The 23,538-nt window shown below is 72.7% G+C and carries 24 protein-coding genes; 10 read left to right on the top strand and 14 right to left on the bottom strand.

The annotated features are described in order from the left end of the window. The first annotated feature begins 17 nt into the window (after positions 1-17). The 4 genes from ACZ44S_RS19775 (at position 18) to ACZ44S_RS19790 (ending at position 6,504) form a co-directional block, all read left to right on the top strand. Positions 18-2,084 (top strand): DUF4139 domain-containing protein, encoded by a 2,067-nt coding sequence (locus tag ACZ44S_RS19775; protein ID WP_466930725.1) that lies wholly within the window; start codon positions 18-20, stop codon positions 2,082-2,084. Positions 2,085-2,091: 7 nt separating this feature from the next. After that, positions 2,092-3,660, top strand: coding sequence for a mucoidy inhibitor MuiA family protein (locus tag ACZ44S_RS19780; protein ID WP_466930728.1), 1,569 nt, complete (start codon positions 2,092-2,094; stop codon positions 3,658-3,660). A gap of 350 nt (positions 3,661-4,010) precedes the next feature. Continuing rightward, positions 4,011-4,925, top strand: a complete 915-nt coding sequence (locus ACZ44S_RS19785; protein WP_466930730.1) for an AurF N-oxygenase family protein — start codon at positions 4,011-4,013, stop codon at positions 4,923-4,925. Positions 4,926-4,968: 43 nt separating this feature from the next. Next, positions 4,969-6,504, top strand: a complete 1,536-nt coding sequence (locus ACZ44S_RS19790) for an FAD-dependent oxidoreductase (RefSeq protein WP_466930731.1) — start codon at positions 4,969-4,971, stop codon at positions 6,502-6,504. Positions 6,505-6,644: 140 nt separating this feature from the next. On the opposite strand, the gene rpmG is transcribed toward ACZ44S_RS19790, so the two are convergent. The 6 genes from rpmG to ACZ44S_RS19820 form a co-directional block, all read right to left on the bottom strand. Next, positions 6,645-6,809: a 50S ribosomal protein L33 gene (gene rpmG / locus ACZ44S_RS19795; protein WP_190163083.1), complete on the bottom strand. Its 165-nt coding sequence runs from the start codon at positions 6,807-6,809 to the stop codon at positions 6,645-6,647. Positions 6,810-6,912: 103 nt separating this feature from the next. Then, the gene (locus ACZ44S_RS19800; protein WP_466930734.1) at positions 6,913-7,221 is read right to left on the bottom strand and encodes a hypothetical protein; all 309 of its coding nucleotides are present in this window, start codon (positions 7,219-7,221) and stop codon (positions 6,913-6,915) included. 53 nt (positions 7,222-7,274) lie between these two features. Then, positions 7,275-7,964 (bottom strand): DJ-1/PfpI family protein, encoded by a 690-nt coding sequence (locus ACZ44S_RS19805; protein WP_466930737.1) that lies wholly within the window; start codon positions 7,962-7,964, stop codon positions 7,275-7,277. Between the two features lie 134 nt (positions 7,965-8,098). Then, entirely contained in the window at positions 8,099-8,476 is a 378-nt protein-coding gene (locus ACZ44S_RS19810) for a MerR family transcriptional regulator (RefSeq protein ID WP_466930739.1), read from the bottom strand. Positions 8,477-8,578: 102 nt separating this feature from the next. Further along, complete coding sequence (locus ACZ44S_RS19815; protein WP_466930741.1) at positions 8,579-9,457, bottom strand: class I SAM-dependent methyltransferase; 879 nt, start codon at positions 9,455-9,457, stop codon at positions 8,579-8,581. Between the two features lie 370 nt (positions 9,458-9,827). Further along, entirely contained in the window at positions 9,828-10,814 is a 987-nt protein-coding gene (locus ACZ44S_RS19820) for a trypsin-like serine peptidase (RefSeq protein WP_466930744.1), read from the bottom strand. Positions 10,815-10,996: 182 nt separating this feature from the next. Between ACZ44S_RS19820 and ACZ44S_RS19825 the strand changes: the two genes are divergently transcribed. Then, positions 10,997-11,614 carry a TOPRIM nucleotidyl transferase/hydrolase domain-containing protein gene (locus ACZ44S_RS19825; protein WP_466930746.1) on the top strand — a complete coding sequence of 206 codons (618 nt, stop codon included), beginning with the start codon at positions 10,997-10,999 and terminating at the stop codon, positions 11,612-11,614. 117 nt (positions 11,615-11,731) lie between these two features. On the opposite strand, the gene ACZ44S_RS19830 is transcribed toward ACZ44S_RS19825, so the two are convergent. Then, positions 11,732-12,301 carry an RICIN domain-containing protein gene (locus ACZ44S_RS19830; protein WP_466930749.1) on the bottom strand — a complete coding sequence of 190 codons (570 nt, stop codon included), beginning with the start codon at positions 12,299-12,301 and terminating at the stop codon, positions 11,732-11,734. A gap of 162 nt (positions 12,302-12,463) precedes the next feature. Between ACZ44S_RS19830 and ACZ44S_RS19835 the strand changes: the two genes are divergently transcribed. Both ACZ44S_RS19835 and ACZ44S_RS19840 read left to right on the top strand, forming a co-directional pair. Next, entirely contained in the window at positions 12,464-13,582 is a 1,119-nt protein-coding gene (locus tag ACZ44S_RS19835) for a sensor histidine kinase (protein ID WP_466930752.1), read from the top strand. Then, positions 13,579-14,238 carry a response regulator gene (locus ACZ44S_RS19840; protein ID WP_466930755.1) on the top strand — a complete coding sequence of 220 codons (660 nt, stop codon included), beginning with the start codon at positions 13,579-13,581 and terminating at the stop codon, positions 14,236-14,238. Before ACZ44S_RS19835 ends, ACZ44S_RS19840 begins: the two co-directional genes overlap by 4 nt. 46 nt (positions 14,239-14,284) lie before the next feature. Here the strand turns inward: ACZ44S_RS19840 and ACZ44S_RS19845 are convergent, their stop codons facing one another. Continuing rightward, a complete protein-coding gene (locus tag ACZ44S_RS19845; RefSeq protein ID WP_466930758.1) occupies positions 14,285-15,757 on the bottom strand; it encodes an MFS transporter in 1,473 nt (490 codons plus the stop codon). A gap of 223 nt (positions 15,758-15,980) precedes the next feature. On the opposite strand from ACZ44S_RS19845, the gene ACZ44S_RS19850 reads away from it, so the two are divergent. Beyond that, positions 15,981-16,838, top strand: coding sequence for a hypothetical protein (locus ACZ44S_RS19850; protein ID WP_466930760.1), 858 nt, complete (start codon positions 15,981-15,983; stop codon positions 16,836-16,838). Positions 16,839-16,892: 54 nt separating this feature from the next. Here the strand turns inward: ACZ44S_RS19850 and ACZ44S_RS19855 are convergent, their stop codons facing one another. Together ACZ44S_RS19855 and ACZ44S_RS19860 are read right to left on the bottom strand one after the other, a co-directional pair. Beyond that, positions 16,893-18,032 (bottom strand): DUF3103 family protein, encoded by a 1,140-nt coding sequence (locus ACZ44S_RS19855; RefSeq protein ID WP_466930763.1) that lies wholly within the window; start codon positions 18,030-18,032, stop codon positions 16,893-16,895. Between the two features lie 164 nt (positions 18,033-18,196). Then, positions 18,197-18,637 carry an OsmC family protein gene (locus ACZ44S_RS19860; protein ID WP_466930766.1) on the bottom strand — a complete coding sequence of 147 codons (441 nt, stop codon included), beginning with the start codon at positions 18,635-18,637 and terminating at the stop codon, positions 18,197-18,199. Between the two features lie 127 nt (positions 18,638-18,764). Here ACZ44S_RS19860 and ACZ44S_RS19865 point away from each other — a divergent pair, with 127 nt between their 5' ends. Together ACZ44S_RS19865 and ACZ44S_RS19870 are read left to right on the top strand one after the other, a co-directional pair. Beyond that, positions 18,765-19,586 (top strand): alpha/beta fold hydrolase, encoded by an 822-nt coding sequence (locus ACZ44S_RS19865; protein WP_466930768.1) that lies wholly within the window; start codon positions 18,765-18,767, stop codon positions 19,584-19,586. After that, the gene (locus ACZ44S_RS19870; RefSeq protein ID WP_466930770.1) at positions 19,583-20,395 is read left to right on the top strand and encodes a class I SAM-dependent methyltransferase; all 813 of its coding nucleotides are present in this window, start codon (positions 19,583-19,585) and stop codon (positions 20,393-20,395) included. The genes ACZ44S_RS19865 and ACZ44S_RS19870 overlap by 4 nt, the downstream gene beginning before the upstream one ends. 130 nt (positions 20,396-20,525) lie before the next feature. Here the strand turns inward: ACZ44S_RS19870 and ACZ44S_RS19875 are convergent, their stop codons facing one another. From ACZ44S_RS19875 to ACZ44S_RS19890, 4 genes are all read right to left on the bottom strand, one after another. Further along, a complete protein-coding gene (locus ACZ44S_RS19875) occupies positions 20,526-21,422 on the bottom strand; it encodes a DMT family transporter (protein WP_466930772.1) in 897 nt (298 codons plus the stop codon). Positions 21,423-21,504: 82 nt separating this feature from the next. After that, positions 21,505-21,993 (bottom strand): NUDIX hydrolase, encoded by a 489-nt coding sequence (locus ACZ44S_RS19880; RefSeq protein ID WP_466930774.1) that lies wholly within the window; start codon positions 21,991-21,993, stop codon positions 21,505-21,507. 48 nt (positions 21,994-22,041) lie between these two features. Then, positions 22,042-22,263: a hypothetical protein gene (locus tag ACZ44S_RS19885; RefSeq protein WP_190163062.1), complete on the bottom strand. Its 222-nt coding sequence runs from the start codon at positions 22,261-22,263 to the stop codon at positions 22,042-22,044. A gap of 76 nt (positions 22,264-22,339) precedes the next feature. Beyond that, entirely contained in the window at positions 22,340-23,521 is a 1,182-nt protein-coding gene (locus tag ACZ44S_RS19890) for an FAD-dependent oxidoreductase (RefSeq protein WP_466930776.1), read from the bottom strand. Between the last annotated feature and the right edge of the window lie 17 nt (positions 23,522-23,538).

Consider the following 23,538-nt stretch of genomic DNA (forward strand, 5'->3'; position numbering starts at 1 on the left):
GCGGACGTGGGGGGCACATGACGGCTGGGGCGGCTCCGAGGTGGGCGTCGGTTCTCGATTCGGTGGTGGTGTACGCGCAGGGCGCGCTCTGCCGCCGCCTGGCCCGGGGCACCGTGCCGACGGGCGGACAGGTGCGGGTGACGGGACTGCCCCGCTCGCTGGACCCCGATTCACTGCGGGCCCGTGTCGTCGACGCCTCCGGGACGCGCGTCACCGAGGCCCGGGTGGAGGTCGAGGCCGAACCCCGCGACGCGGACCGGGCGGGCGAGTTGCTGCGCGAAGTGGAGCGTCTGCGTGACGTGTGCGCGGCGGCGCAGGGCCGCCGGGACCGGCAGCTGACCCTGATCGAGGAGGTCGGCGCGCTGCGTCCGGTGCCGCCCGCCCGCAGGAAGGACGACCCGCATCGCCGCACACCGGCCGACGCGTGGCTGAACCTCTCCGCCTTCGTCGACGAACGCCTGACCGGTCTGCACGGCAGGCTCCGCGAACTGGAGGAGGAGCTCCGCCGGGCCGAGCACGACCTCTCCGTCGCGGTGGACCGGCTCTCCCGTGCCTCCACCGACGCACCGTCGGCGCACGTGGCCGCCTCGTTCTGCGCGGTCCTGACGCTCGACGGTGCGAGTGAGGCGGAGACCGAGGTGGAGGTGGAGTACGGGGTGCCCGGCGCCGTGTGGGTGCCGACCTACCGCCTCACTCACCGTCAGGGCGAGGAGAGCGGAAGCCTGTTGCTGCGGGCCTCGGTCGCCCAGCGCACGGGCGAGGACTGGACCGGGGTGCGCATCGCCCTGGCCACCGCCGACCTGCGCCGGCGCACCGACCTGCCCCGGCTCCGCTCCGTTCGGATCGGACGCAGTCAGCCCGCGCCCGCTCCCCCCGGCTGGCGGGAGCCCCCGGCGGGTCTGACCGATCTCTTCTCCGGTTACGACGCCGCGGGTCCGCGGCCCGGCCCGGACGCCGCGCCCCCGATGGTCGGGGCCGCTCCCGTCGCACCGCCCCCGCCCGCTCCGGGGGGCTACGGCGGGCCGCAGTTCCCCGGTGACGCGGAGGGGCACATCCCTCAGGCGTTCGGCACTGGTGCCGGGGACACCGTGGCGCGGTCCCGGCCCCGGCCCGGCGGCATGCCGCGCACCGGCGCCAGGCCCGCCGCGGCCCCCGCCATGGCTCCCGCGGCCCCCGGAGCGGCCCCGCCGCCCGCGATGTCCGCGGCTCCGCCCGCGGCCGCACCACCGGCTCCCGTGGCGGGGCCGCCGCAGCCCGACGTCGCGGAGCTCGACTACAGCGCACTCGTCCTGTGCGGCCCGGACGACCCGCAAGGCCGCAGGGGGCGGCTGTTCCCCGGCGCCGGCTTCGACCCGGTGACCGCCGAGTACCGACGGCGCGCCGAGACGGTGGCCGCCCTGCCGCTCCCCGGACACACCGTGCGCCCGCGCGAGTCCGCGGGCTCCTTCGACCACCGCTTCGATGCGGCCGCCCCCGCCGACATCCCTTCGGACGGTACCTGGCACAGCGTCACCGTCGGTGAGGTGCCGGTCGGTCTGCGCACCGCGTACATCTGCGTGCCGTCCGTGGAACGGACCGTCTACACGACCCTGGTGCTGTCCAACGCGACCGGCCAGGCCCTGCTGGCCGGTCCGGTGGAGGTCTCCGTGGACGGGGAGTACCTGCTGACCGCCTCCCTGCCGACGCTCGCGCCGGGCGGAGTGTGCCGGGTGGGGCTCGGTCCGGCCGAGGCGATCGGGGTCACCCGCCGTACGAACCTGCACGAGTCGACCGCCGGTCTGCGCAACAACGTCACCGTGCTGGACCACCGTGTGCACGTGGAACTGGCCAACCGGCTCGCCGTGCCGGTCTCCGTCGAGGTGCGCGAACGCGTGCCCGTCACCTCCGAGGCGGACGTCCGCATCGAGGAACGGGCCGACTGGGTGGCACCCGAGGACGACGACCAGGGTCCGGAGCGTCACGCGCCGGGCACGCGCCTGTGGCGGGTCGAACTGCCCGCCGGCGGCACCGCCGCCCTGGACGGCGGCTACGAGATCCGCATCCCCGCCGGCAAGGCCCTCACGGGCGGCAACCGCAGGAGCTGACACAACCATGTCCACGTCATCGGAGCAGAACCCCCTGATCCCGCTGCCCGTCACCGCCGTCACCTGCACGGAGGACCGCGCGCACATCGAGCGGACCGCCGTGCTCGACCTGGAGGCCGGGACCCGGCTGCTGCGTCTGGGGCCGGTCAGTGCACTGGCCGTCGACCGTACCCTGCACGCCGAACTGGCCGGGGACCGTCCGGCGACCGTGCTGGACGTACGGATGGTGCGCGCCTGGACGCCTCGCGAGCCGGGGCCGGGCGTCGACGACTCCGCGCTGCGCCGCCGTGTGACGGCCCTCGAGGAGGAACGGTCGGCACTGGAGCAGCAGCGCGACCGGCTGGGTGTCCGTCTCGATCTGCTCGCCCGGTTGGCCGCCGATCTGCTCCGGGAGATCGGCGAGGGGGCCGGCCACGGCGAAGCGGAGAGCGACCGCTGGGGGCGGGAGCTGGACCGGGTGGACGGCGAACGCGACACCCACGGGGAGCGACTGCGCACCGTGGAGGCGAGGCTGGCCCACATCGCCGTCGAACTCTCCGAGACCCGTCAGGCCCTGGACGCCTCCGAGAGGGAGCCCGCGGAGCTGACCGGCCACATCGAGCTGACCGTCCACGCCGAGGCCGCCGGGCAGGCCCAGCTGCGCCTGAGCCACCTCATCCCGTGCGCACTGTGGCGGCCCGCCTATCGGGCCGTGCTCGACGGGCCGGAACTCACCCTGGACACGGACGCCATCGTCTGGCAGCGCACCGGCGAGGACTGGTCGGACGTACGGCTGACCCTGTCCACCGCCCGCTCCGCCGCGGCCACGGAACCGCCCCGGCTGGTCGAGGACCGGCTGACGCTGACCGACCGCTCCGCCGCGGAACGCCGTACCGTGCACGTCGACCTGCGCGAGGAGGACGTCGCGGACCTCGGCCCCGCCCCCGTGCTCGGGCTGCCGGGGGTCGACGACGGCGGCGAGGTGCGGGTACTGCGCTCCCCCGCGCCGGTGTCCGTGCCGGCCGACGGCCGCGCCCACCGTGTGCCGTTGTCGTCGTTCACCTCGTCCGCACGGAGCGAATACGCCTGCTCGCCCGAGCTGTCGCCGCTGGTCGACCAGGTGGTGCGGTTCGACAACGGGTCGGGCCACGCGCTGCTGGCCGGACCCGTGGACCTGATCGGCGGCAGCGGGTTCGTCGGGCGCGGCACCCTAAACTTCACCGCCCCCGGCGCGCCCGTCGAGCTCGCCTTCGGCAGCCGGGACGACCACCGGGTGCTGCGCCACACCGAGGAGACCCGTGACACCGCCGGAATCACCCAGCGGACCGTGCTCACCCGTACCGTTCGGCTGAACGTCTCCCGCTTCTCGGCTCCCGGAGAGCACGACGACCGGGTGATCGTCCTCCGGGAGCGCATCCCGGTCTCCGAGGTGTCCGCGGTGGAGGTCCGCCTGCGCCGGGACGCGTGTTCGCCGGTGCCCGACGCGGTCGACGACGACGGCATCGTCCGCTGGAACGTCCCGCTGGCCCCCGGCGGCCGGCGCACGGTCACCCTCGTCTACGAAGTCTCGGCGAGCAGCAAGGTCAGCGGCCTCTGAGCCCTTCGGGAGGCGGCATCGCCGAGGGCCCTGACATGCCGGTCCGCCGCCGCCCGGCAGGGGCAGCAGTTCCTCCGCATGGGACTCGGACTCCTCGAAGGGAGCGAAGTGTCCACCGCGCGGGTTCGCTCAGGTGGACGACGTCGGCCGTGCCTTCGAGCCATGCCCGCGGCGGCCGGACGCATGCCAGCCGAACGGACGCCGGCCCCGGTCGTGCAGCGCCCGGATCTGGCCCGGATCCGTCTCCCCCGAGGGGTGGGAAGCGAACGCCGCTTGCTATACAGTTCGTCAGCAAGCGGCGGCTGTTACCCGTGGTAATACTCACGGTCCCGACCCGAGGAGCCCTCAGCATGGCCAGCAGCACCTCACAGCCGGAGGCCCGTAGCCTGCCCTCCGACGACGGCGCAGCCCGGCGGCTGCTCGACTCTTCCGCGCAGCTCTCCTACGACCCGCTCACCGACGTCGACTGGGACACGCCCCTCGACACGGGCTTCCACGGCACCAGCCCGGAATGGAGCACCCTTTACGGGACGGCGTACTGGAAGGAGTTGAGCGACGCGCAGCGCAAGGCCCTGACCCGCCAGGAGGCCGCGTCCGTGGCCAGCACCGGCATCTGGTTCGAGATGATCCTCCAGCAGATGGTGCTCCGGGACATCTACGCCAAGGACCCGACGGACGACACCGTCCAGTGGGCGCTCACCGAGATCGCCGACGAATGCCGGCACTCGATCATGTTCGCCCGCGGGGCGAAGAAGCTCCAGGCCCCGGCGTACCGCCCGCACCGGGTGGCGATCGAACTCGGCAGGCTCTTCAAGACCGTCGCCTTCGGCGAGGCCGCGTACGCGGCGATCCTCGTCGCCGAGGAGGTCCTGGACGTCATGCAGCGCGACTGGATGCGGGACGAGCGGGTCGTCCCCTTCGTGCGCACCATCAACAACATCCATGTCGTCGAGGAGTCGCGGCACATGAAGTTCGCCCGTGACGAGACGCGCAGGCACCTCGCGCGTGCGGGGCGGCTGCGGCGCCGGGTGCACGCCGTCCTGATCGCCGTCGCGGCCTACGTCATCGTCACCAGCATGGTGAACCCAAAGGTCTACGCGAACGCCGGTCTGGACGAGGAACGCGCGCTCCGCGAGGCGAAGGCCAACGAACACCACAAGTCGATGATGCGCGCGAGCTGTTCGGGCCTGATGGAGTTCCTGGCCTCGGTGGGGCTGCTCACCCGGCCCGCGCTCTTCTTCTACAAGCGCGCCCATCTCATCTGAGGAACCCGACCACCGGAACCGGCCTTCTGCGGAGCGGACGACCATGGCCTTCGCGATCACCCAGACCTGCTGCAACGACGCCACCTGTGTGGCCGTCTGCCCGGTCAACTGCATCCACCCCACCCCCGAGGAGCGGGCGTTCGGCAGCACCGAGATGCTGCACATCGACCCGAAGAGCTGCATCGACTGCGGCGCCTGTGCCGACGCCTGTCCGGTGGACGCCGTCTTCCCGGTCGACCGGCTGCCCGACGGACTGCGGGAGTACGCGCGGCTGAACTCCGCCTACTTCGAGCCCGGCGGACCGGGGGACACGGAACCGGTCCCGGAAACGACGGACACGGGCCCGAACTTCCACGCCTGGGGCGCGCCGGCCTTCGACCGGGTCCTGCCTTCGGACTTCGGGCCGCTGCGGGTCGCGATCGTCGGCACCGGCCCGGCCGGGATGTACGCCGCCAAGGATCTGCTGCTGCACACACGGGCCGAGGTGACGCTCATCGACCGGCTCCCGGTCGCCGGCGGGCTCGTCCGGTACGGCGTGGCACCCGACCACGCCGCCACCAGGAAGGTGGGCGAGACCTTCGCGCGCTTCCACACCCACCCGCGGGTGCGCATGTACCTCGGCCTCGACGTGGGCACCGACATCACCGCGGAGGAACTCGCCGCCCATCACGACGCGGTCGTCTACGCGGTGGGTGCCGCCACGGACCGACGGCTCGGCATCCCGGGCGAGGACCGGCCGGGATGTGTCTCCGCGACCACGTTCGTCGCCTGGTACAACGCGCATCCGGAGGTCGCGCCGGACGCGGTCGACCTGTCGGCGGAACGGGTCGTCGTGGTCGGCAACGGCAATGTGGCGCTCGATGTCGCCCGGATCCTCGTCACGGACCCGGAGGCCCTGGCCGGCACACAGATCGCCGGTCACGCGCTGGCGGAGCTGCGCCGCAGCAAGGTGCGCGAGGTGGTGGTGCTCGGGCGTCGCGGCCCGCGGGACGCGGCCTGCACCAGGTCCGAACTGCTCGCCCTCAAGCACCTTCCCGGGGTGGAACTGCTCATCGACGACCACGATCCGCGCATCGGCACCGCGATCGACGCCGCGACGCCGCGGGACAAGGCCGCGGTGCTGCGGGGGCTGCCACGGGAGTCCGTCGACTGGTCTCTGCCGCCGGATGCCGGGGGACGGCGCAGACGCATCGTGTTCCGCTTCCTCTCCGCCCCGGAGGCGGTGTGCGGGGACGAGGACGCCCGTGCCCTGCGGGTCACCGGCGGCGCCGGGGAACGGGAGATCCCGGCCGGTCTGGTCCTGCGGGCGGTCGGATACCGCGGGGTGCCCCAGGCGGGGCTGCCGTTCGACGAGGCCACCGGGACCGTGCCGAACGAGCGGGGCCGGGTGACCGGGCGGCCCGGGACGTATGTGGTCGGCTGGAGCAAGCGGGGCCCCTCGGGCGGTATCGGCGCCAACCGCGCCTGCGCGGCCGAGACGGTGGGCTCCCTGCTGGCCGACGCGGTGGCCGGCACACTGCCCCCGGCGGCCGCCGGGCCGAGGGCGTTCCGCCGCCTGGTCCGCCGGAGGCGCCGCTGAGCCGCGCGGAGCACACACCGGCCCCCGTCGAGGCGGAGGCGCCGCGGTGTCCCTCCCCACGGCCGGCGGCCCGGTACCGTCGACGCGGTACCGGGCCGTCCGAGGCCGGAGCCCGCCCGTCAAGCCCTGACGGGTCGGTCTCATCGCTCCTCGCGGAAGAGGACGTGCTCTCCGGCGACCGGATCGTACTTCCGCAGCACGAGCCGGTCGGGGTCGTTCCGACGGTTCTTGCGGGTCACGTAGGTGACGCCCGTCCCTGCCGCCGACTTCAGCCGGACGACGGGGCGCGCGGTGCTGCGTGCCATGAGGTGCTCCTTCCGCCACTGCCCGATCTGTTTGACTCAGGCATGTCAGCTCACCGCTCCCAACAGTGCCGACGGACGGGGTATTCCATGCGCGCAGGCGTCCTCAGGCGGGCCGGCGGGTGCCGGTGACCTTGGACGACGGAAGTCGCCCGGCCTTGGAGGTTCCCTCCAAGGTGTCCCCCTGGATCGTCACCGCGAAGGTCAGGTTCAGCCTCAGGGGCCTGGTGATGGACTGCTTCCAGGTGACCCGGCGTCCGTCGAGGACGACGTCGTGCAGGGGTACCTCCTCCCCCGTTCCGTAGGCGATCCCGGTCAGGGCGTCCGCCTCCCTCCGGAATTCGGCCACGGCTTTGATCCTGCCGATGGGGGTGGCCATGGACAGGTCCCAGATACCTTCGACGTTCGTGTGCATGCCGCTCCTGACGGTGTGTGCGGATGGGGCGGGCGTGGGACGACGGAGTGTGGTCACCGGCCGACCGGAACCGGTCCCCGGTTGTGCCACACCGTGCCGCGGCGCTCATGAGCGAAGAGATCTTCGACGGCGTGCGCGATCCGCGGGCCGATCTCACGTTCCAGCAGGTAGAGGCTCAGGTCGAGGCCGGAGGTGACGCCGGCGCCGCTGACGAGGTCGCCGTCGTCGACGACGCGGGCGTGCACCGCGTGGACGCCGGTGGCGTCCAGCATCTCCATGCCCATGTGGTGGGTCGTGGCGTGGCGGCCCTCGATCAGGCCGGCCATGGCCAGGACGAGTGAGCCGCCGCACACCGTGGCGACCGTCACCGCCGGGCTCTCCACCGCTTCCTTCAGCAGCGCGGGCAGTCCGGTGGTCAGGGTGCGGCCCAGCAGCACGGGGATGAGTTCGTCCTCCCGCCACTCCCCCTCTCCCGCGTCGTGGTCGGGCACCTCGCCGGGTTCGCCGACACGGCCCGCGGCACCCGGGACCAGTACCAGGTCGGCGTTCCGGGGGTCGAGGGTCCCGGTGGCCCGCAGGGTCAGCGCGTTGGTGCCGCTGACCACCTCGCGCGGTCCTTCGGCGGAGACCAGTTCCACGGTCACCGCGCCGCCGGAGGCGGTTCCACCGGCGTGCAGGACCTCGTAGGGGGCGATGACATCCAGGGGGTCGAAACCATTGAACAGGACGATCTGAGCGTGCATCCGGCGTTTCCTTCGGTGTGGATGTCCGGTCTTTCGGACAGCACCGAAGCTATGCGGCCGCCCACCGGCCGCCCAGAGGCATGGGTGACACTCTCCAACGGGTTCCCGCCAGCCTCACCGGGTGCGTCCCCCCGTCAGCCGGTCGCTGCCGGACGCAGGGTGTCGCGGTATGCCCGGGCGGCGGTCATCAGCCCGTCGAGCGCGTCCCGGGTCCGCACGAGGTCGGCGATGTGTGCGGAGAGCCGGTCGCGCTCCTCGGCCAGCCTCTCCAGCGCGGCGTCGGAGTGTTCCTCGCTGGGCGCGTCGGCGCAGGGCAACACCTCGAGGATGGTCCTGCTGGACAGGCCCCCGGCGTACAGGCGCTGGATGAACTCGACCCGCTCCACCTCGTGCTCCGTGTAGTGCCGCTGTCCGCCGGCACTGCGGGTACTGGTCAGCAGCCCCTGTTCCTCGTAGTAGCGCAGCGAGCGGACGCTGACCCCGGTGCGTGCCGCGAGCTCTCCGATGCGCATGGCATCCTCCTCCGTGACCGCGGCAACTGATCTCTCACATGGACGTGAGGTTCGAGCCTACCTGCCCGGTCCGGCGGCGGCTGCGATGCGCCTGTCGCCCTCTCAGCTGCGGCGTGCCGCCCACACCGTGCGCTCGGTGCGCACAGCCAGGTCGCCGCGGCGCAGGATGCTGTGCGGACCGTCGGTGTCGAGCAGTTGGTCGAGGGCGGTGAGGTCCTCGGCCGTCAGGGCGGAGGCGACGCCGGCCCGGATGCGGCGCAGACTGCTGAGGGCGTAGCGGCCCACGGCGTCGGTCCGGGACGAGCCGATGTCGACGGAGATGGTGCGTTCGCCCTCGACGGTGAAGCCGGCTCCGGCCAGCATGGTCCCCCAGTCGGCTCCCCGGTGGGGCACGTGAGCGTCGTGGTGGTGGCCGAGCGCGGCGTGGCAGCGCTCCTCGAGACCGGGAGCGGTTTCCGGGGCGTGCCCGGGCAGGAAGCGGGGAAAGCCGGCCAGTTCGACGACGGCGAACAGTCCACCGGGGGCGAGCATCGCGTGCACCTTGCGCAGCGCGGCGTCGGGGTCGGCCATGTGGTGCATCGAGGCCGAGGCCCAGACGAGCTCCGGTGCGCCGAGTTCGGGCCACTCCGCCGCGTCGAGGTCCGTCCGCACCGGGCGCACCCGGTCGGCCGCCCCCACTGCTGTCGCGTTCTGCTGCAGTCGGTAAAGGTGGGCGGCCGACGAGTCGACGGCGGTGACCTCGGCCTCGGGAAAGCGTTCGAGCAGGGCGAGGGTGCCGGCGCCGGTTCCGCAGCCCAGGTCCACGATGTGGCGAGGAGCGGTCCGCAGGGGGAGCCAGGCGGTGATGGACGCGGTGTGGCCGGCGAGTACTTCCGCGTCCAGGTCGAGGATCTCCGCCTGGTCACCCATGTCGTGCCCGGGCTCGTGCCGGTGGTCGTGGTGCGTGCCGTGGGGCGCCTGGTGCGTGGTGGGGTGGTTCATGCGCCCACGCTAGGCGGGCCGTGCGCGAAGGGTGGGCCGGGTCCCGCGATGCGCAAGACGATGGCCCGTTGAGCTGCGGACGGCGCAAGACGGTGTGCACGGCGCACGGTGTGTGCGACGTCGCGCCGGCCGTCGGGACCAGGTCCTGTCGTCACATTCCCGTCGTCCGCCCGAAGGGCGGGCCGTGCGGCGTCAGGTGAGCGCTTTGGGGCCCCCGGCCGAAGGCTGGGGGGAGTTCCGGGCCCTGAGCCTCGTACGGGATGTACGCGGGTCAGGGCCCGGTGCGGCGAGTGTGAGCACCTCCCGCGCCTTCAGGGCGGCGGCGGAGCATCCATGGCGTCGCACGGCAGACGGGAATGTGACGACGGCCCTAGGAGGTCTGGGCCCTGTCGTACAGGGCTTTGGCCTCGTCGCCGAAGTAGGGGCCGAACATCCTGTTCGGCAGGAACGTGTAGCCGAAGCTGTTCACCGAGACCTGCAGGCCCATGCCCGTCGTCTCGTCGAATCCGGTGAACCAGGGGCCGCCGCTGGAGCCTCCGGTCATGTTGCAGCCGAGGCTGTGGTCCTGCGAGAAGAGGAAGTCCTTCGAGCTGTTGCCGCTGCAGTGGACGAGCTTCGTGCCGTCGTACGGGGCTGCGGCGGGGAAGCCGAAGGCGTACATCCGCTTGTTGTAGCCGCCGTTGAACTGCAAGCCCTGCCCGCCGACGACCGAGGTGAGCCGCTGCCCGTCCAGGGGTCCCACGACGGCCGCTCCGACGTCGTAGTTGATGTCCTCGCTCGCCTCCCACTGCGGGGTGGTCAGTGTGCTGGTGGCGGCCCACTGGCCGTACGGGGCCCTGCCGTTGTCGTACGCGGGCACGAAGACCCAGTTGGTGTGCCAGCTCCCCTGGTATTTCACGCAGTGCCCGGCCGTGATGACGGTGCTGGCGTTCTGGCTGGTGACGGCATTGCCGGAGCAGGAGGCGGTGCGTCCCTGGAAGGTGAAGAACACCCGGCCCGAGGTGGACACCACCGCTCCGCCGCCGGTCCACGGCCCGCCGGGCTGAGGGAAGGCGGCGGGGGCGGCACCCGGTACGACGGTCGTCCCGCCCGCGTCGGACGGCGCGGGTGCCTTCGGAGTCCCGGCGGCCGCGGGGCTCAGCTCGGGATCGAGCGGTGTGGCAGTGCGCATCCGGTCGGCGGTCCAGAACGTGCGGGCGGCTTGCCGTTCGGCGGGCGGGACGGTGCGGGTCGCGGCCGATGCTCCGTCAGCCGTGCCGGAGGGTGCGGCGTTTGCGGTGCCGGCGCCGGCAAGGCCGCCGGTGAGCAGGGCTCCGAGGGCCAACAGGGCGCCCGCTGTGGTGCGGTGGCGTCTCACGCATGCCTCCTTCTGCCGTGCCGGGACCGTTCGGGTCCGGGCAGGGTGGGGGGAACGAAGAGCTGTGCGGACAGACGTGCGTCACGCAGAGTGCCACGGAAACCCCCTTTTGTCAGGAGCGCGCCAAGGACGGGAGGGGAAAATCGCTACCGGGCGGCCGGAAAGGACGCGAGACTCGCCCCATGGCGGACATGAACGCGTTCCGGGCAGCGGTGATCGCGTGGGCGGCGGGCGCCGGGGGTGACGAGGCCCGCGAACTGGCCGCGCGGGTGGAGGTCCGGACGGCCGTCCTGCTCGAAGGCCTGAGCGACGCCGCGGCGGTCGACGCACTGGCCGCGAGCCGCGGCCGGGACCTGGCGGCCGAAGGGGTCTGCGTCCTTCCGATGGGCGGTGCGATGAGCGTCGGGCGCTTCGCCGGCCTCCTAGGGCCGGCCGGCCTGGACCTGCGCCTCACCGGGCTGTGCGACGAGGCGGAGTTCGGCCACTACGCCCGCGGCCTGGAGCGGGCCGGTGCGCAAGGACGGGGGATCCACGTCTGTGCGGCGGATCTGGAGGACGAGCTCATCCGGGCCCTGGGCGTGCACCGGGTGAAGGAGATCATCCGGGAGGAGGGCGACGACCGCCCGCTGCGGACCTTCCTGCGCCAGCCCGCACAGCAGGGCCGCGCCCCGGAACAGCAGCTCCGGCGCTTCCTCGGCACCAAGAAGGGGCGCAAGATCCACTACGGTCGGGTACTCGTCGAGGCCCTCGGTCCCGACCGCGTACCCGCCCCGCTCGACGGCCTGTTCGCCGGCCTCTGACCGTCCGCGCCCCCTCGGGTCCGCCGGCCCTCGTCCGGCCGCGACCGTGGCGCGGCGGGCCCCCGTACCCACCGCGCCACCCTTCACCCGGTCCGCCGGGCCCGGCCTCCGGGACCGTCAGCCCCACACGCTGGTGTAGTTGTACTGACGGTCGTAGCGGGGCGTCCACAGACTCGGGTAGGGCTCGGCGATGTTGCCGCACGCACCCAGCCGGATCGCCTCCCGGCGGCCCCCGTCGATCAGGCACCTGCCGCTGGCGGCCTCCACGATCTCCCAGTGGCCGTTGCCCTGGTCGACCCAGCGGAAATGCTGGCCCGGCCCCTGGCAGTGACCGATCACCATCGGGGTGCCGTCGGCGACCGAGGCGTTCTGCGCGCCCACGCAGTACTTCCCGTACACCCCGATCATGAACAGGCCCGGGGTGCCGGAGGGCATGAAGTAGAAGCGCTGGTGCAGCCTGCCCTTGCAGTCGTAGCGCTGGACGACGGCGCCCGGGTTCTGCGACTCGCCGCGCACGTCCATGCACTGCCACGAATACGAGGCCCGCATCTCGTATATCGCCGCGTTGGTGATCCAGCCCGTGTAACGGATCGGCGGATCGGCCGCGGTGGCCGTACCGGAGACGAGCAGAACGAGCAGCGCCGCCAAGAACGCGGCGATGCCTCCGCCACGCACACTTCTAGCCACTTTTCCTCCTTCTTTGCCCGGATACTGACCGGCGTCGCGACCTCACGTGATGATCTGATGGCTCGTCGTGACCGGCGCCGGAACGCACCCGAAACTAGCGGGTCGCCGGTGCCCGGCTGTACCGCCGGTTCAGGGGGGTTGCGTGGGTGCGGGAGGGGTGCCGTGAGCCTCGGGTCGGGTCTGCAGCGGGCCCAGTCGTTCATGATTCTGGCGACCGGTCTGTACCGGGCCAGCCATCTGGTCGTCGGTGTCCTCGCCGTGGTCCAGCACCAGCGCGGCAGCGCTTGGTCGTGGCTGGGGCTGTCGGCCGCGCTCGGTTCGAGCGTGCAGGTCTTCGGCGGCGCGCGTTCCCGCGGCTGGTTCGGCGTCCGGCCGCCGCTCGTGGACCTGGTGCTCGTCGGCTGTGTGCTGCCGTTCGCGGTCCACGCGGGCGGGGCGGACCGGCCGTCGGACCTCGGCTGGGCGATGCTGCTCGGCGGGTCGGCGAGCGCCGTCTGCGCCGTGGCCTTCGGCCGGGCCGTGGCCGGCGCGGTGGCGGCACTGATGGCCACGCACACGGCCGGCTACTGGATGGCCGGTGCGGAGATCGCCGTGATCGCCGCACACCTCAATGCCCTGGTCTCCTCGGCCGTACTGGCGCGCGTCTTCTGGTGGTACCTGCGCCGGCAGGGGAGTCTGCTCGACGCCGCCACCGAGCAGGCCGTCGTCGCCGAGGCGGCACGGGCCCGGTACGCCGAACGCATGGCGCACCACCGGGCGTTGCACGACACGGTGCTGGCCACGCTCACCGCCATCGCGAGCGGACGGGCCGACGCCGACGCCCCGGCCGTGCGGGAGCGCTGCGGCAGGGAGGCCGCCTACCTGCGACGACTCGTACAGCAGCAGAGCGAGGAGGATGCCGCTTCGGGCACCGCGGCCGCCGTGGAGCACGCGGTGCGCTCGGTGGAGAGCCTGGGGCTGCGGGTGACGGCCCAGTACGACGCGTCGGCGGAGATACCGCCCCATGCGGCGGCCGCGCTGGGCAGTGCGGTGACGGAAGCACTCAACAACGTGCTGCGGCACGCCGGCACGCGCCGCGCGTTCGTGACGGTCACGGGCGACGGCGACGGGGTCGTGGTGACGGTCGTGGATCGCGGCACCGGCTTCGACCCCGGCACCGTGGGCGAGGGTCTGGGACTGCGGTCGTCGATCGGCGCACGGATGCGTGAGGCGGGCGGTGCGGCGGAGGTGGACAGCGTGCCCGGCGAGGGCACGCGCGTGGCCCTGCGGTGGCCCGCGTGATCAGCGTGGCCGTGGTCGACGACGACCGGATGCTGCTCGACGGGCTGCACGTCTGGCTGGACGGCGTGCCGGGGGTGGTCCTCGCCGCGACGGCGTGCACGGTGGAGGAACTGTTGGGGCGGACCGGTGACTTGGGCGGACCGAGCGGCACGGGTGCGGCGCCGTACGACGTGGTCCTGCTGGACCTCGTGCTCCGCGACGGGTCGGAGCCGCCGGACAACATCCGGCGGCTGCGCGCCACGGGCGCGCGTGTGCTCGTCATCAGCACGGTGGCCGACCGGCGCAGGATCGTCGCGGCGATCGCCGCCGGCGCGGACGGCTACCTGACCAAGGACCACGACCTTCCGACGCTGGTGAAGGCGGTCGAGGAGGTGGCCGCGGGCGGAACGGTCCACTCGGCGGAGCTGGCCTTCGCGTGGGCGCACGACGACGCCCCGGCACGGCCCAGGCTGTCGCCGAAGGAACGTCAGGTGCTCCTGGAGTACGCCTCCGGTCTCACCCTCAAGGCCACGGCGCGGCGCGCCGGGGTCAGTCCGCACACGGCCAAGTACTACCTCGACCGCGTGAAGGAGAAGTACCAGCAGGCGGGCCGCCCGACCTACACGAAGATCGACCTGGCCGCCCGTGTCCGCGAGGACGGCTGGGCGGAGGACTGACGAGGACGCTTCGGGCTCCGGCGCCCGCTCCTGACCTGGCGGTACGTCAGAACTTGGGTGACGGCGCCTGCGCCTGGACCAGTTCCGCCGCCTCCTCCTCGGTCTGCACGGAGGGGGGCGACCCCTCGAGCGGCTGCTGCGCCGTCTCCTTCATGCAGGCCACCGCGATGACGCCCGCCAGAGCCGCGGCCATCGAGTAGTACGCCGGCATCATGTCGGAGCCGGTCACACCGATCAGGGCGGTGATGACCAGGGGTGTGGTGCCGCCGAACAGCGAGGCGGAGAGGTTGTAGCCGACCGACAGTGAGCCGTAGCGCACCGAGGTCGGGAACATGGCCGGCAGCGCCGCCGACATGGTGCCGAGCAGACAGACCAGGGACAGTCCGAGCATCAGCATGCCGGCCGAGACGGCGAGCGGACTGCCCTGCTGCACGAGGACGAACGCCGGGGCGGACAGGACGAAGAAGCCCAGCATGCCGGTCATGAGCAACGGCTTGCGGCCGTACCGGTCGTTCAGCCGCCCCACCTGGTTGATGATCGACATCAGCACCACCATGGTGACCACGAGGATCAGCAGCCCGTGGGTCTCGCTGTAGTGCAGTTCGTCGGAGAGGTAGGTCGGCATGTACGACAGCAGCATGTAGTCGGTGATGTTGTACGCGCCGACCAGCGCGATGCACAGCACCAGCGCGCGCCACTGCTGCCGGAAGATCTTGGCGAGGTCTCCGTGGGCGGTCTTCTCCACCGTGTTCGCCGCATCCGAGTTGTGGACCTGGCCCTCCTCCAGCTTCAGGTACGCCGGGGTGTCGTCCAGCTTGAGCCGCAGGTAGATGCCGACGATGCCCAGCGGTCCCGCGATCAGGAACGGAATGCGCCAGCCCCAGGCGTCCATGGTGTCGGAGCCGAGCCAGGCGGTGAGCCCTGTCACCAGGACCGCCGCACCGGTGTAGCCCGCCAGCGTGCCCAGCTCCAGGAAGCTGCCGAAGTAGCCGCGCCGGCGGTCCGGGGCGTACTCCGCGATGAAGGTGGAGGCGCCGCCGTACTCACCGCCGGTGGAGAAGCCCTGGAGCAGCCGGAAGACGATCAGCAGCGCCGGGGACCAGAAGCCGACGGCCGCGTAGGTCGGCAGCATGCCGATCGCGGCGGTGCCGATCGCCATGAGGATCATCGTCAGCGCGAGCACCTTCTTGCGGCCGACCTTGTCCCCCATCGGTCCGAAGACCATGCCGCCGAGCGGACGCACGAGGAAGGCGACGGCGAAGGTGGCGAAGGAGGACAGCAGTTGCGCGGTCTCGCTCCCGGAGGGGAAGAAGACGCGGCCGATGGTGCCAGCGAGATAGGCGTAGACACCGAAGTCGAACCACTCCATGGCGTTGCCGAGCGAGGCGGCCTTGACCGCGCGCTTGACCGCCCGTTCGTCCGTCACCGTGATGTCCGACCGGCGCAGCCGAGGGTTCTGGCGACGCCGGACGGCACGGAACAGGGTCGGGTGACGCTTGGCCGCTGCGGGATCGGACATCGGGCCGTGGTCGGTGGGGGACGTGGCTGCATTCCTTCCAGGACATACCGTTGCAAGCGGAACGTATCAGCGCCCCTGGGGAAACACCCGGAAGCGCGCGCCTCACCTGTATGCCTCCGCTGCACTGGTCACCCGGGCGGAGCGATGGTGCGGTGAGGGACGGGGGGAAAAGCGCCCGGGGCAGGCCGGCACCGGGCGGCCGTCCCGTCCTCAGGAGGCATGTGTGACCACCCCCCGCCCGTTCGCCCGTTCTCTCCGCGTCCCGGCCGTCGCCCTGGCCGCCGGGACGCTGCTCGCCACGGCGGCCTGTTCCGGCGCGGACGACAGCGCACCGTCCGCGTCGGAGACCTCCGCCACGGTGGCCGAGCGCGGTCTCGCCGCGCAGACCACGTCGCCCGAGTCGGCGCCCGCCTCCCCGTCGCCCGGTGAGGAACTGACCGAGACCGGCGCGCGGAACGCGCTGATCACCCCGGCGGACATCGAGGGCGACTGGACGCAGGTCGACAACCCACAGGACTGGCGGGACTCCCTGCTGGTGGGCAAAGTCGACGTGGCCGCGTTCCTCGAGGGCCGGAGCGACGCCGCCGACTGCCGGCGCCTCGTCGACGCGCTCTACGACGAGACCCTGCTGGGCCGTCCGTCCGGGGCGTCGGCGCTCACCGGGTTCCAGGAGGGCGACTCGCGGCTGCTCTACCAGGTCGCCGCGTACGACAAGGCCGGTCTCGACGACTCCATGGAGTGGCTGCATTCGCTGCCTGACACCTGCGACCAGTTCACCCTGACCGGCGGTGACGACGGCGACCGCACCGTCCAGGTCATCGACATGTCGCTGCCGGACGCCGGCGATGACCGCCAGGGGCTGACGGTGACCGTCAAGGGCACGAGCAACGGCAGTCCCGTGACGCTGAGCCTGGATGTCGCCGTCGTCCGGATCGGGACGAGCGCCATCACGGTCACCAACGGCGGACTCGACGGGGCCGACCACGACACCACCTCGGCCGCGGTGGAGCAGGGCACGGAGCGGCTCCAGGAGGTGCTCGCCGGGCGTACGCCGCAGCCCACTCCCAGCGGCATCGACTGAGCGGGCCGGCGGGAAGCCGTTCCGGCCGGCCCGTCGCGCCGTCGCCGGCGCGGGTCAGAACTGCTGCACGTAGTACGGCTCCACGGTCATCCACCCGTTCCCCCGGGCGCCGTGGCGAGTGCCGTCGTCGTCCCGGGCCAGGGTGTACCAGGAGTCGACGTAGTCGGGGTCGTCGGTCCACCAGTCGTCCGGGATGGCGTCCATGACGGCGTTCACCAGGGGGATGTAGGCGCCCTGGTCGGTGATCGTGAGCAGCACGGCGGCGATCGCCTTGGCGAGGTCGCGGTAGTTGGTGCTGCCGTCCTCCTCCATCATCACCGCGTCGGCCAGGTCGTACTTGTAGGAGGACCAGTTGACCAGGATCTGCCGGGGCCGGTAGACGGTGCCGTCGTCGTCCAGGTACGGCATGTCGACGGGGTCGACCCTGACCTTGCCGTCGTGGCCGAAGCCGGTGACCAGGGTGTAGACCTCGGCGTCGCCCTTGATCCAGGGTTCCTCGTCGTCCGAGAGGCGCACCGCGGAGATGCGCGTGGTCCAGAAGCCGGCGGCGGAGGTCTGCGTCCGCGCGGGGCGGGCGGTGAGCGGCGCGGCGGAGCGCACACCGTGCCGCGCGAGTTCCTGGTTCAGTATGTCCAGGCCCGCGGTGAGCGCCTTGGAGCCGTCGATGTCGAGGACGTACACGGGGCGGGCGGGGGCCGTGTGCGCGTCGAGCGTGTGCGCCCGGCCCAGGGGGTCGTAGGCAGTGACGCGGGTGGCGTCGTCGTCCGACGTCGCCACGGCGACCCAGGGAGTGGTCCCGGCGGCGAGCGCCGTGCGCATGGAGGCGTCCCCGAGCCGCAGCCGGAGCAGCGGGCCGACGTCGGGGTCCAGTCCCTTGGCGGTGGCTATCCGGCGGTCGGCCGCGGCCAGTGTCGAGGTGAGGGGGCTGTCCGCGCGGCGGGCCAGGGCGGTGACGGTCACCTCGTCGGAGGTGAGCGCCGCCCTCTGTACGCGGGCACGCCAGGCGGGGTCGGTGAGCGAGGCGGCCAGGGCCCGCGCGGCGCCGTCCTCGGCGGCGAGGACGGCGTTGCCGGTCGCGGGGGCCGTCGGGGCCGCCGTGGCCGATGGCCCGGTCAGGGTCTGGCCGGCGCAGAGGGTGATCAGACACAAGGCGAGGGCGCCGAGGGCGCGCCGACGGGGGTGACGGGGTCTCACGTGGATCGATCCTCCTGGGTCGAGTGGTCGGTTTCGGACTGCCAGGTGGAGCCGTGGAGCGGGATCTATGCGAGTAGACATCCCGAACCGAGAATGTCGGTGACATGACAGAAAGGCAAGAGGGGTGCAGCCCTCCGGCGGCGCGGACGGCGGGCTGCGCCCCGTCAGGCGCCCTTGATCACCGTCGTGACGGGCGTGCCGGCCTCGACCGTACGGCTGACCGTGCAGAGGCGGTCGTGGGAGGCCTTCACCGCGCGGGGAACGATCGCGCGGGCGCGGTCCGCGCCCTCACCGTCCGCGAACTCGATGTCGAAGGTGACCACGAGGCCGGTCATGCGGTTGCCCAGCTCGTCGCTGATCTTGTCGCCCGTCACCGAGACCGAGAACCGCGTGGGCTCGGCGTGGCGGCCGGCGGCCACGTCGACGTCCGCGGCGGTACAGCCTCCGATCGCGGCGAGCAGCAGCTCGACCGGAGTGAATTCGGCGGGACGGCCGTCGTCGGAGGCGGTACCGAAGCGGAGCGTGCCGCCACGGACGTTGGTGGCGACGAAGTGGCCGGAGGCGGTGCGCTCGACGACGACGGAACGCTGGGAGTCTTCGCTCATGTGCCGACACTAGTGCGGGGTGAACCCCCGCGGTGGGACCGGCCGTCCACGCGCCGCCCCGGGCCCGTTGTGAGACGGTGGGCAGGAAGGCTCCTTCTTGGTTTCCCACGCGCTCAGGAGGCCGGAAATGGGCGAGATGATCGACGCGGGCGGTACGCGGTTCTGGGTCGAGCGCCGGGGCGAAGGACCGGATGTTCTGTTGGTCTCCGGACTCGGCGATCCCGCCGAGGTGTGGCAGGCACAGCTCGACGGGCTGGCGGACCGCCGCCGGCTCACCGCCTTCGACAACCGCGGAGTCGGACGCACCCCACTGCCCGAAGGGCCCCTCTCGGTGCACGGGATGGCCGACGACGCCGCCGCGGTGCTCCGCGCGCTGACGATCCCGGCAGCGCACGTCGTCGGCTTCTCCGGAGGCAGCTTCATCGCCCAGGAGCTCGCACTGCGGCATCCCGGACTCGTCCGCAGCCTCGTGCTGATGAGCACCTGCGCGCGCCCCGACGCCTACTTCCGCCGGATGGCGGACTTCTGGCACTGGATGGTCGAGCGGGCTCCGAGCGAGCGCGCGATGCTCGAGGCGTTCTACCTGTGGGTCTACACGGCGCGGGCGCATGCGGACGGGACCGTCGACCGGTTCGTCGACGAGGCGCTGGCCTTCCCCCACCCCCAGTCCGCCGACGCCTTCCGGCGCCAGCTGTCGGCGTTCACCGAGCACGACACGTTCGACCGGCTCCCGGACATCGCCGCACCCACACTCGTCCTGGCCGGGGGAGACGATCTCGCCGCGCCGCCGCGCCTCGGCCGCGTCGTCGCGGACAGGATTCCCGGCGCCGAGTTCGAGGTGATGCCCGGGGAGGCGCACCAGCCCTTCCAGGAGGTCCCCGACGTGTTCAACACCCGTGTCGACGCGTTCTGGCGCAAGGTCGAGGCGGAAGGCGACGCGCGGTCGTGAGCGATGCCGATCCTCGGGGCGACCCGCCGGCCGGCGGGTACGGGGAGAGCCTGTTCGAACCGGAGCACCCGCGCGAGGCCGAACGGATCGACGCGGCGGCGCTCGTGTACGACCCGTTCACCACGCGTCGCCTGCGGGCACTGGGCGTCGGGCCCGGTCTGCGCTGTCTGGAGGTGGGCGCGGGGACGGGGACGGTGGTGCGGTGGCTGCTGGAGACGGCCGGCGTCGAGGAGGTGGTCGCCCTGGACCGGGACACCGACGCGCTGGCTCTCTGGGACGATCGCCGGCTGCGGGTGCTCACCGCGGACATCACCGACGAGCGGCTGCGTCCCGGTACGTTCGACGTGATCCATGCCCGGTTCGTTCTGATGCATCTGCCGAACCGCCGTCGGCTCGTCTCACGGCTGGCCGGCTGGCTGAACCCCGGCGGACTGCTGGTGCTCGGTGACGCGGTGGAACTGCCCGACGTCCTCGCCCCGCCCTCTGCCTACCGGCGCACCATGGACGCCATGTGGCAGGCGCTCGGTTCGACGATCGGCACCGACATCTCGGCCGTGCCCGCCTACCCCCGCTTCCTGCGGGAGGAGGGCCTGCGGAACGTCGCCGCGGAGGTGTTCTGCCCGCCGCTGGTGCCCGGCGGCCCGCTGGCCCTCTTCTGGTCCGAGACGTGGAGCCGCATGAGGCCGGCGCTGGAGGCGACGGGCCGTGTCGACGCCGATGTGGTGAAGGAGGCCCTGGCGTACCTGTCCTCCCCGCGGCTCGCCGAGCTCGGGCCGGGCATGGCGATGGCGTGGGGACAACGGGAGTGACCAGGCGCGGCCGGCGCCCCCGTGTTGTGCGCGCCGACCGCGTTCCGGCGTTGTCCGCCCGGCGCCGGGTGCCCGGTGCTGACCGGGAGTGGGGCGGCGGATCCATGCGGCCGGGGGTTGCACGGGCCGCCTACGGGGCCTCGGCGGCAGCGGTGTCACGCTGCTCACCGGTCAGGGACCGGGCGAGCGGCAGCTTCGAGAGGGCGAGCACACCGGCGGCGATCAGCGCGGCGCCCAGGATCTGGGGCACGAGCCACCAGCCTCCTCTCACATACTCGGCGTAGATCGTGATGCCGAGCGCCAGACTCACGCTCGCGTCACCGAGTGTGATGGCCGGCTGTGAGGCGACGAGGGGCCCGGACTGCATCGCGTTCTGCAGGAGGAACAGGGCGCACGCGCCGTACAGGGCGAAGCCGTAGGTCTGCCAGGTGGTGAGGAACGCGGTGGGACCGCCGTCGTCGAGCGTGTGCATCGACGTCTTCATCAGGGCCGCCGTCACGGCGTACGAGACCGCGGTGGCCAGCCCGAAGCACGCGGCGCGTCCCCGGCCCTCGGGCCTGCGCAGCGCGGCGAGCACGAGACCGACGATCGCGGCGGTGCACACGGCGAGTGCCGGGATCCACCGGTCCATCGGTACGTGCGTGCGGTTGCCCTCGGGCGATGCGGCGACCAGGGCCACGGCGAGCCCGCCCACCACCGCGCAGACCGCCGCCCAGCCTGCGGCGGACAGCCGGCCCTGAAGCAGCACCGTGGCGATGACCAGGGCGAGCGGCAGCTCCAGCACCAGGAGCGGCTGAACGACCGTCATCGGTCCCGTCGCCAGGGCCACGGCCTGACAGACGGCCGCGGCGATGACGGCGACGATGCCGAGGAGCCAGACGGGACGCCGGAGCAGATCGAGCATCAGCCCGGCGCGCAGCTTGTCGGAACGCGGCACGCTCAGGGCGGCCTTGCGCTGGAGAACGGTCGCGAGGGCGTTGCTGAACGCGGCGCCCAGCGCGAACAGGACGGGCAGCAGGATGTCCACCGTGTGCGTCCTCCGGAACGACGAGACGGCCCGCCCCCACTTCCTGCCATGGTGACCCGCCCCGCCCGCTGCGCGCGAACGCTCACCCGAGGGCGGAGTACCGCTCGAACGCCTCACGGGCGTCGGGAACGAACGCCTCGTGCCGGACCAGTTCCCCGAGTTCGGCCTCCGTCAGCCAGTCGTGCCGGGCGATCTCCTCGGGGTCGGGCCTGAAGGGTCCGGTCACGACGGCCTCGTGCAGTCCGAGCCAGTAGGGGCTGATCGCGCCGGCGCACCTGAACTTGAACACGAACTCCGGGCGGGCCCGCACGCCCAGTTCCTCCGCCAACTCCCTCACCGCGGCCTCCTCGTAGGACTCACCGACCTCCACGGCACCGCCGAGCATCCAGTTGATCCCTCCCGGGAATCGTTCGGCGTCAAGCGGACGGCGGTGTACGAGGATCCGCCCGGTGGTGTCGCGGCACACGACCGTCGCGATGCGGTGCAGCCACCTCCCGCGGATGGCGTCGCCCCTGCTGACGACGCCGAGGATCTCGTCGTCCTCGTCGACCCGCTCCACCAGTTCACCCATGTGCCCCATCGTGCCGGACGGCGCCGACACCCGGGTCATGGCGTCCGGTCAGCCGCGGGCGATCCACACGTCCGGGCCGCCGCCGCGCCACTCGACCGTCGCGGACCGACGCATCCAGTCGTCGTCCACCTCGTCCAGCCCGGCCAGGCGCAGGAACTCCACGACGTCGAGGAGCCCGTACGCCATCCCCAGGAACCGCGCACCCGCACGGACCCGCCGGCCGCCGTCCTCACCGGGCGGGTAGATCACGATGGGCTGGTCGGCGGACATGGTCCCAGCCTGCTACGGGTGTCATCCCCGCGCATGCCGGGCGCCACCCGGCCCGAGGCGGCCGACGCCGGTGACGTCAGTGCTGTGCGGCGACGGCGCGAGGGGCGGGCCGGTCGGGGAAGGACCGGTCACCGAAGAGGATCCGGCCGGCCGCGGCCCGGCCCGGCGGTGTGCGCAGCAGGGTGAACGCCGCCGACGTCGCCGCCGGTGTCCGTACCCGGGCCAGCGCCCGGCGCAGCGAGAGCCGTCCCCGGAAACTCGCCCGCAGACCGGCACCGCTGTAGTGGGCCAGCGCGTCCGGCCTCCCGGAGCGCAGCGCGTCGTCGAGGACGGAGGCGGCCAGTTCGGACAGCCGGAGGCAGGGGTCGAGGCCGCCGGCGGTGAGGGGGGAGACGGCTCCGGCGGCGTCCCCCACGAGAAGGCCGTCGGCGCAGCTGATGCGGCGCAGCACGCCGCCGACGGGTATCGGGCCGCCGCGGCGCTCCACGGCCTCGGGACGGTCGATGCCGGCCAGTCCGGGCGCCGAGGCACTGAAGCGTTCCGCGGCCCGGCGCAGACCGTCCGGGAAGCGGTCGGCGTAGCCGGCGACACCGACATGGGCGTGCTGTCCGTCGTTGACCACCCAGGCCAGGTATCCGGGTGCGAAGGAGGGGTCGAGAACGCAGTGGAAGGTGGGGGTTTCGCCGTTCGGGGACACCTCGAAGACCTCTTCGGCGCCTACCAGCAGGTGGCGGTTGCGGTCGAGGCCGAGGTCGCGGGCGACGCTCGACCGGGCGCCGTCGGCGCCGACGACGTAGCGCGCCCGGACCGCGGTCGGCCCGTCTCGCCCGATCAGGTGAAAGGCATCGCCCCGCCGGCCGGCGTAGCGGGTACCCAGCGCCATCCGCACGCCGGCGTCGACCGCGACCGCGGCCGCCGCCTGGTAAAGCCGTGCCATGTCGCCCACCCGGTACTCGTCGCGGTCGCTGACCAGGCTGACGGGGCGGTCCAGGCCGGGGGGATAGAGCAGCACGCGCCGGATCGGGGGTCCGAGGTGCTCGTCGGGCAGCGGGAAGTCGTCGAGCGTCTTGCGGACGAAGATCCCCGTGGTGCGGATCGCCCCGGCCAGGGTCGTTCGCCGGTCGACGAGCAGCACGTCGTGGCCCTGCCGGGCGAGGAGCGTGGCGACGTGCAGACCGGCCAGCCCGGCCCCGACCACCAGCACATCGGTACCGGCCGTGTCTCCGGGGTGGCGGGGAGTGCGGGCTGTTGCGGGCATGGCTGTGCTCCTTGCGG

This window comes from Streptomyces malachitofuscus (assembly GCF_055571035.1).

What these genes read in the sequence shown, in the direction of transcription:
- ACZ44S_RS19775 (WP_466930725.1), top strand. Translation starts at nt 18, where the DNA reads ATGACGGCTGGGGCGGCTCCGAGGTGGGCGTCGGTTCTCGATTCGGTG.
- ACZ44S_RS19780 (WP_466930728.1), top strand. Translation starts at nt 2,092, where the DNA reads ATGTCCACGTCATCGGAGCAGAACCCCCTGATCCCGCTGCCCGTCACC.
- ACZ44S_RS19785 (WP_466930730.1), top strand. Translation starts at nt 4,011, where the DNA reads ATGGCCAGCAGCACCTCACAGCCGGAGGCCCGTAGCCTGCCCTCCGAC.
- ACZ44S_RS19790 (WP_466930731.1), top strand. Translation starts at nt 4,969, where the DNA reads ATGGCCTTCGCGATCACCCAGACCTGCTGCAACGACGCCACCTGTGTG.
- rpmG (WP_190163083.1), bottom strand. Translation starts at nt 6,809, where the DNA reads ATGGCACGCAGCACCGCGCGCCCCGTCGTCCGGCTGAAGTCGGCGGCA.
- ACZ44S_RS19800 (WP_466930734.1), bottom strand. Translation starts at nt 7,221, where the DNA reads ATGCACACGAACGTCGAAGGTATCTGGGACCTGTCCATGGCCACCCCC.
- ACZ44S_RS19805 (WP_466930737.1), bottom strand. Translation starts at nt 7,964, where the DNA reads ATGCACGCTCAGATCGTCCTGTTCAATGGTTTCGACCCCCTGGATGTC.
- ACZ44S_RS19810 (WP_466930739.1), bottom strand. Translation starts at nt 8,476, where the DNA reads ATGCGCATCGGAGAGCTCGCGGCACGCACCGGGGTCAGCGTCCGCTCG.
- ACZ44S_RS19815 (WP_466930741.1), bottom strand. Translation starts at nt 9,457, where the DNA reads ATGAACCACCCCACCACGCACCAGGCGCCCCACGGCACGCACCACGAC.
- ACZ44S_RS19825 (WP_466930746.1), top strand. Translation starts at nt 10,997, where the DNA reads ATGGCGGACATGAACGCGTTCCGGGCAGCGGTGATCGCGTGGGCGGCG.
- ACZ44S_RS19845 (WP_466930758.1), bottom strand. Translation starts at nt 15,757, where the DNA reads ATGTCCGATCCCGCAGCGGCCAAGCGTCACCCGACCCTGTTCCGTGCC.
- ACZ44S_RS19860 (WP_466930766.1), bottom strand. Translation starts at nt 18,637, where the DNA reads ATGAGCGAAGACTCCCAGCGTTCCGTCGTCGTCGAGCGCACCGCCTCC.
- ACZ44S_RS19865 (WP_466930768.1), top strand. Translation starts at nt 18,765, where the DNA reads ATGGGCGAGATGATCGACGCGGGCGGTACGCGGTTCTGGGTCGAGCGC.
- ACZ44S_RS19880 (WP_466930774.1), bottom strand. Translation starts at nt 21,993, where the DNA reads ATGGGTGAACTGGTGGAGCGGGTCGACGAGGACGACGAGATCCTCGGC.
- ACZ44S_RS19885 (WP_190163062.1), bottom strand. Translation starts at nt 22,263, where the DNA reads ATGTCCGCCGACCAGCCCATCGTGATCTACCCGCCCGGTGAGGACGGC.
- ACZ44S_RS19890 (WP_466930776.1), bottom strand. Translation starts at nt 23,521, where the DNA reads ATGCCCGCAACAGCCCGCACTCCCCGCCACCCCGGAGACACGGCCGGT.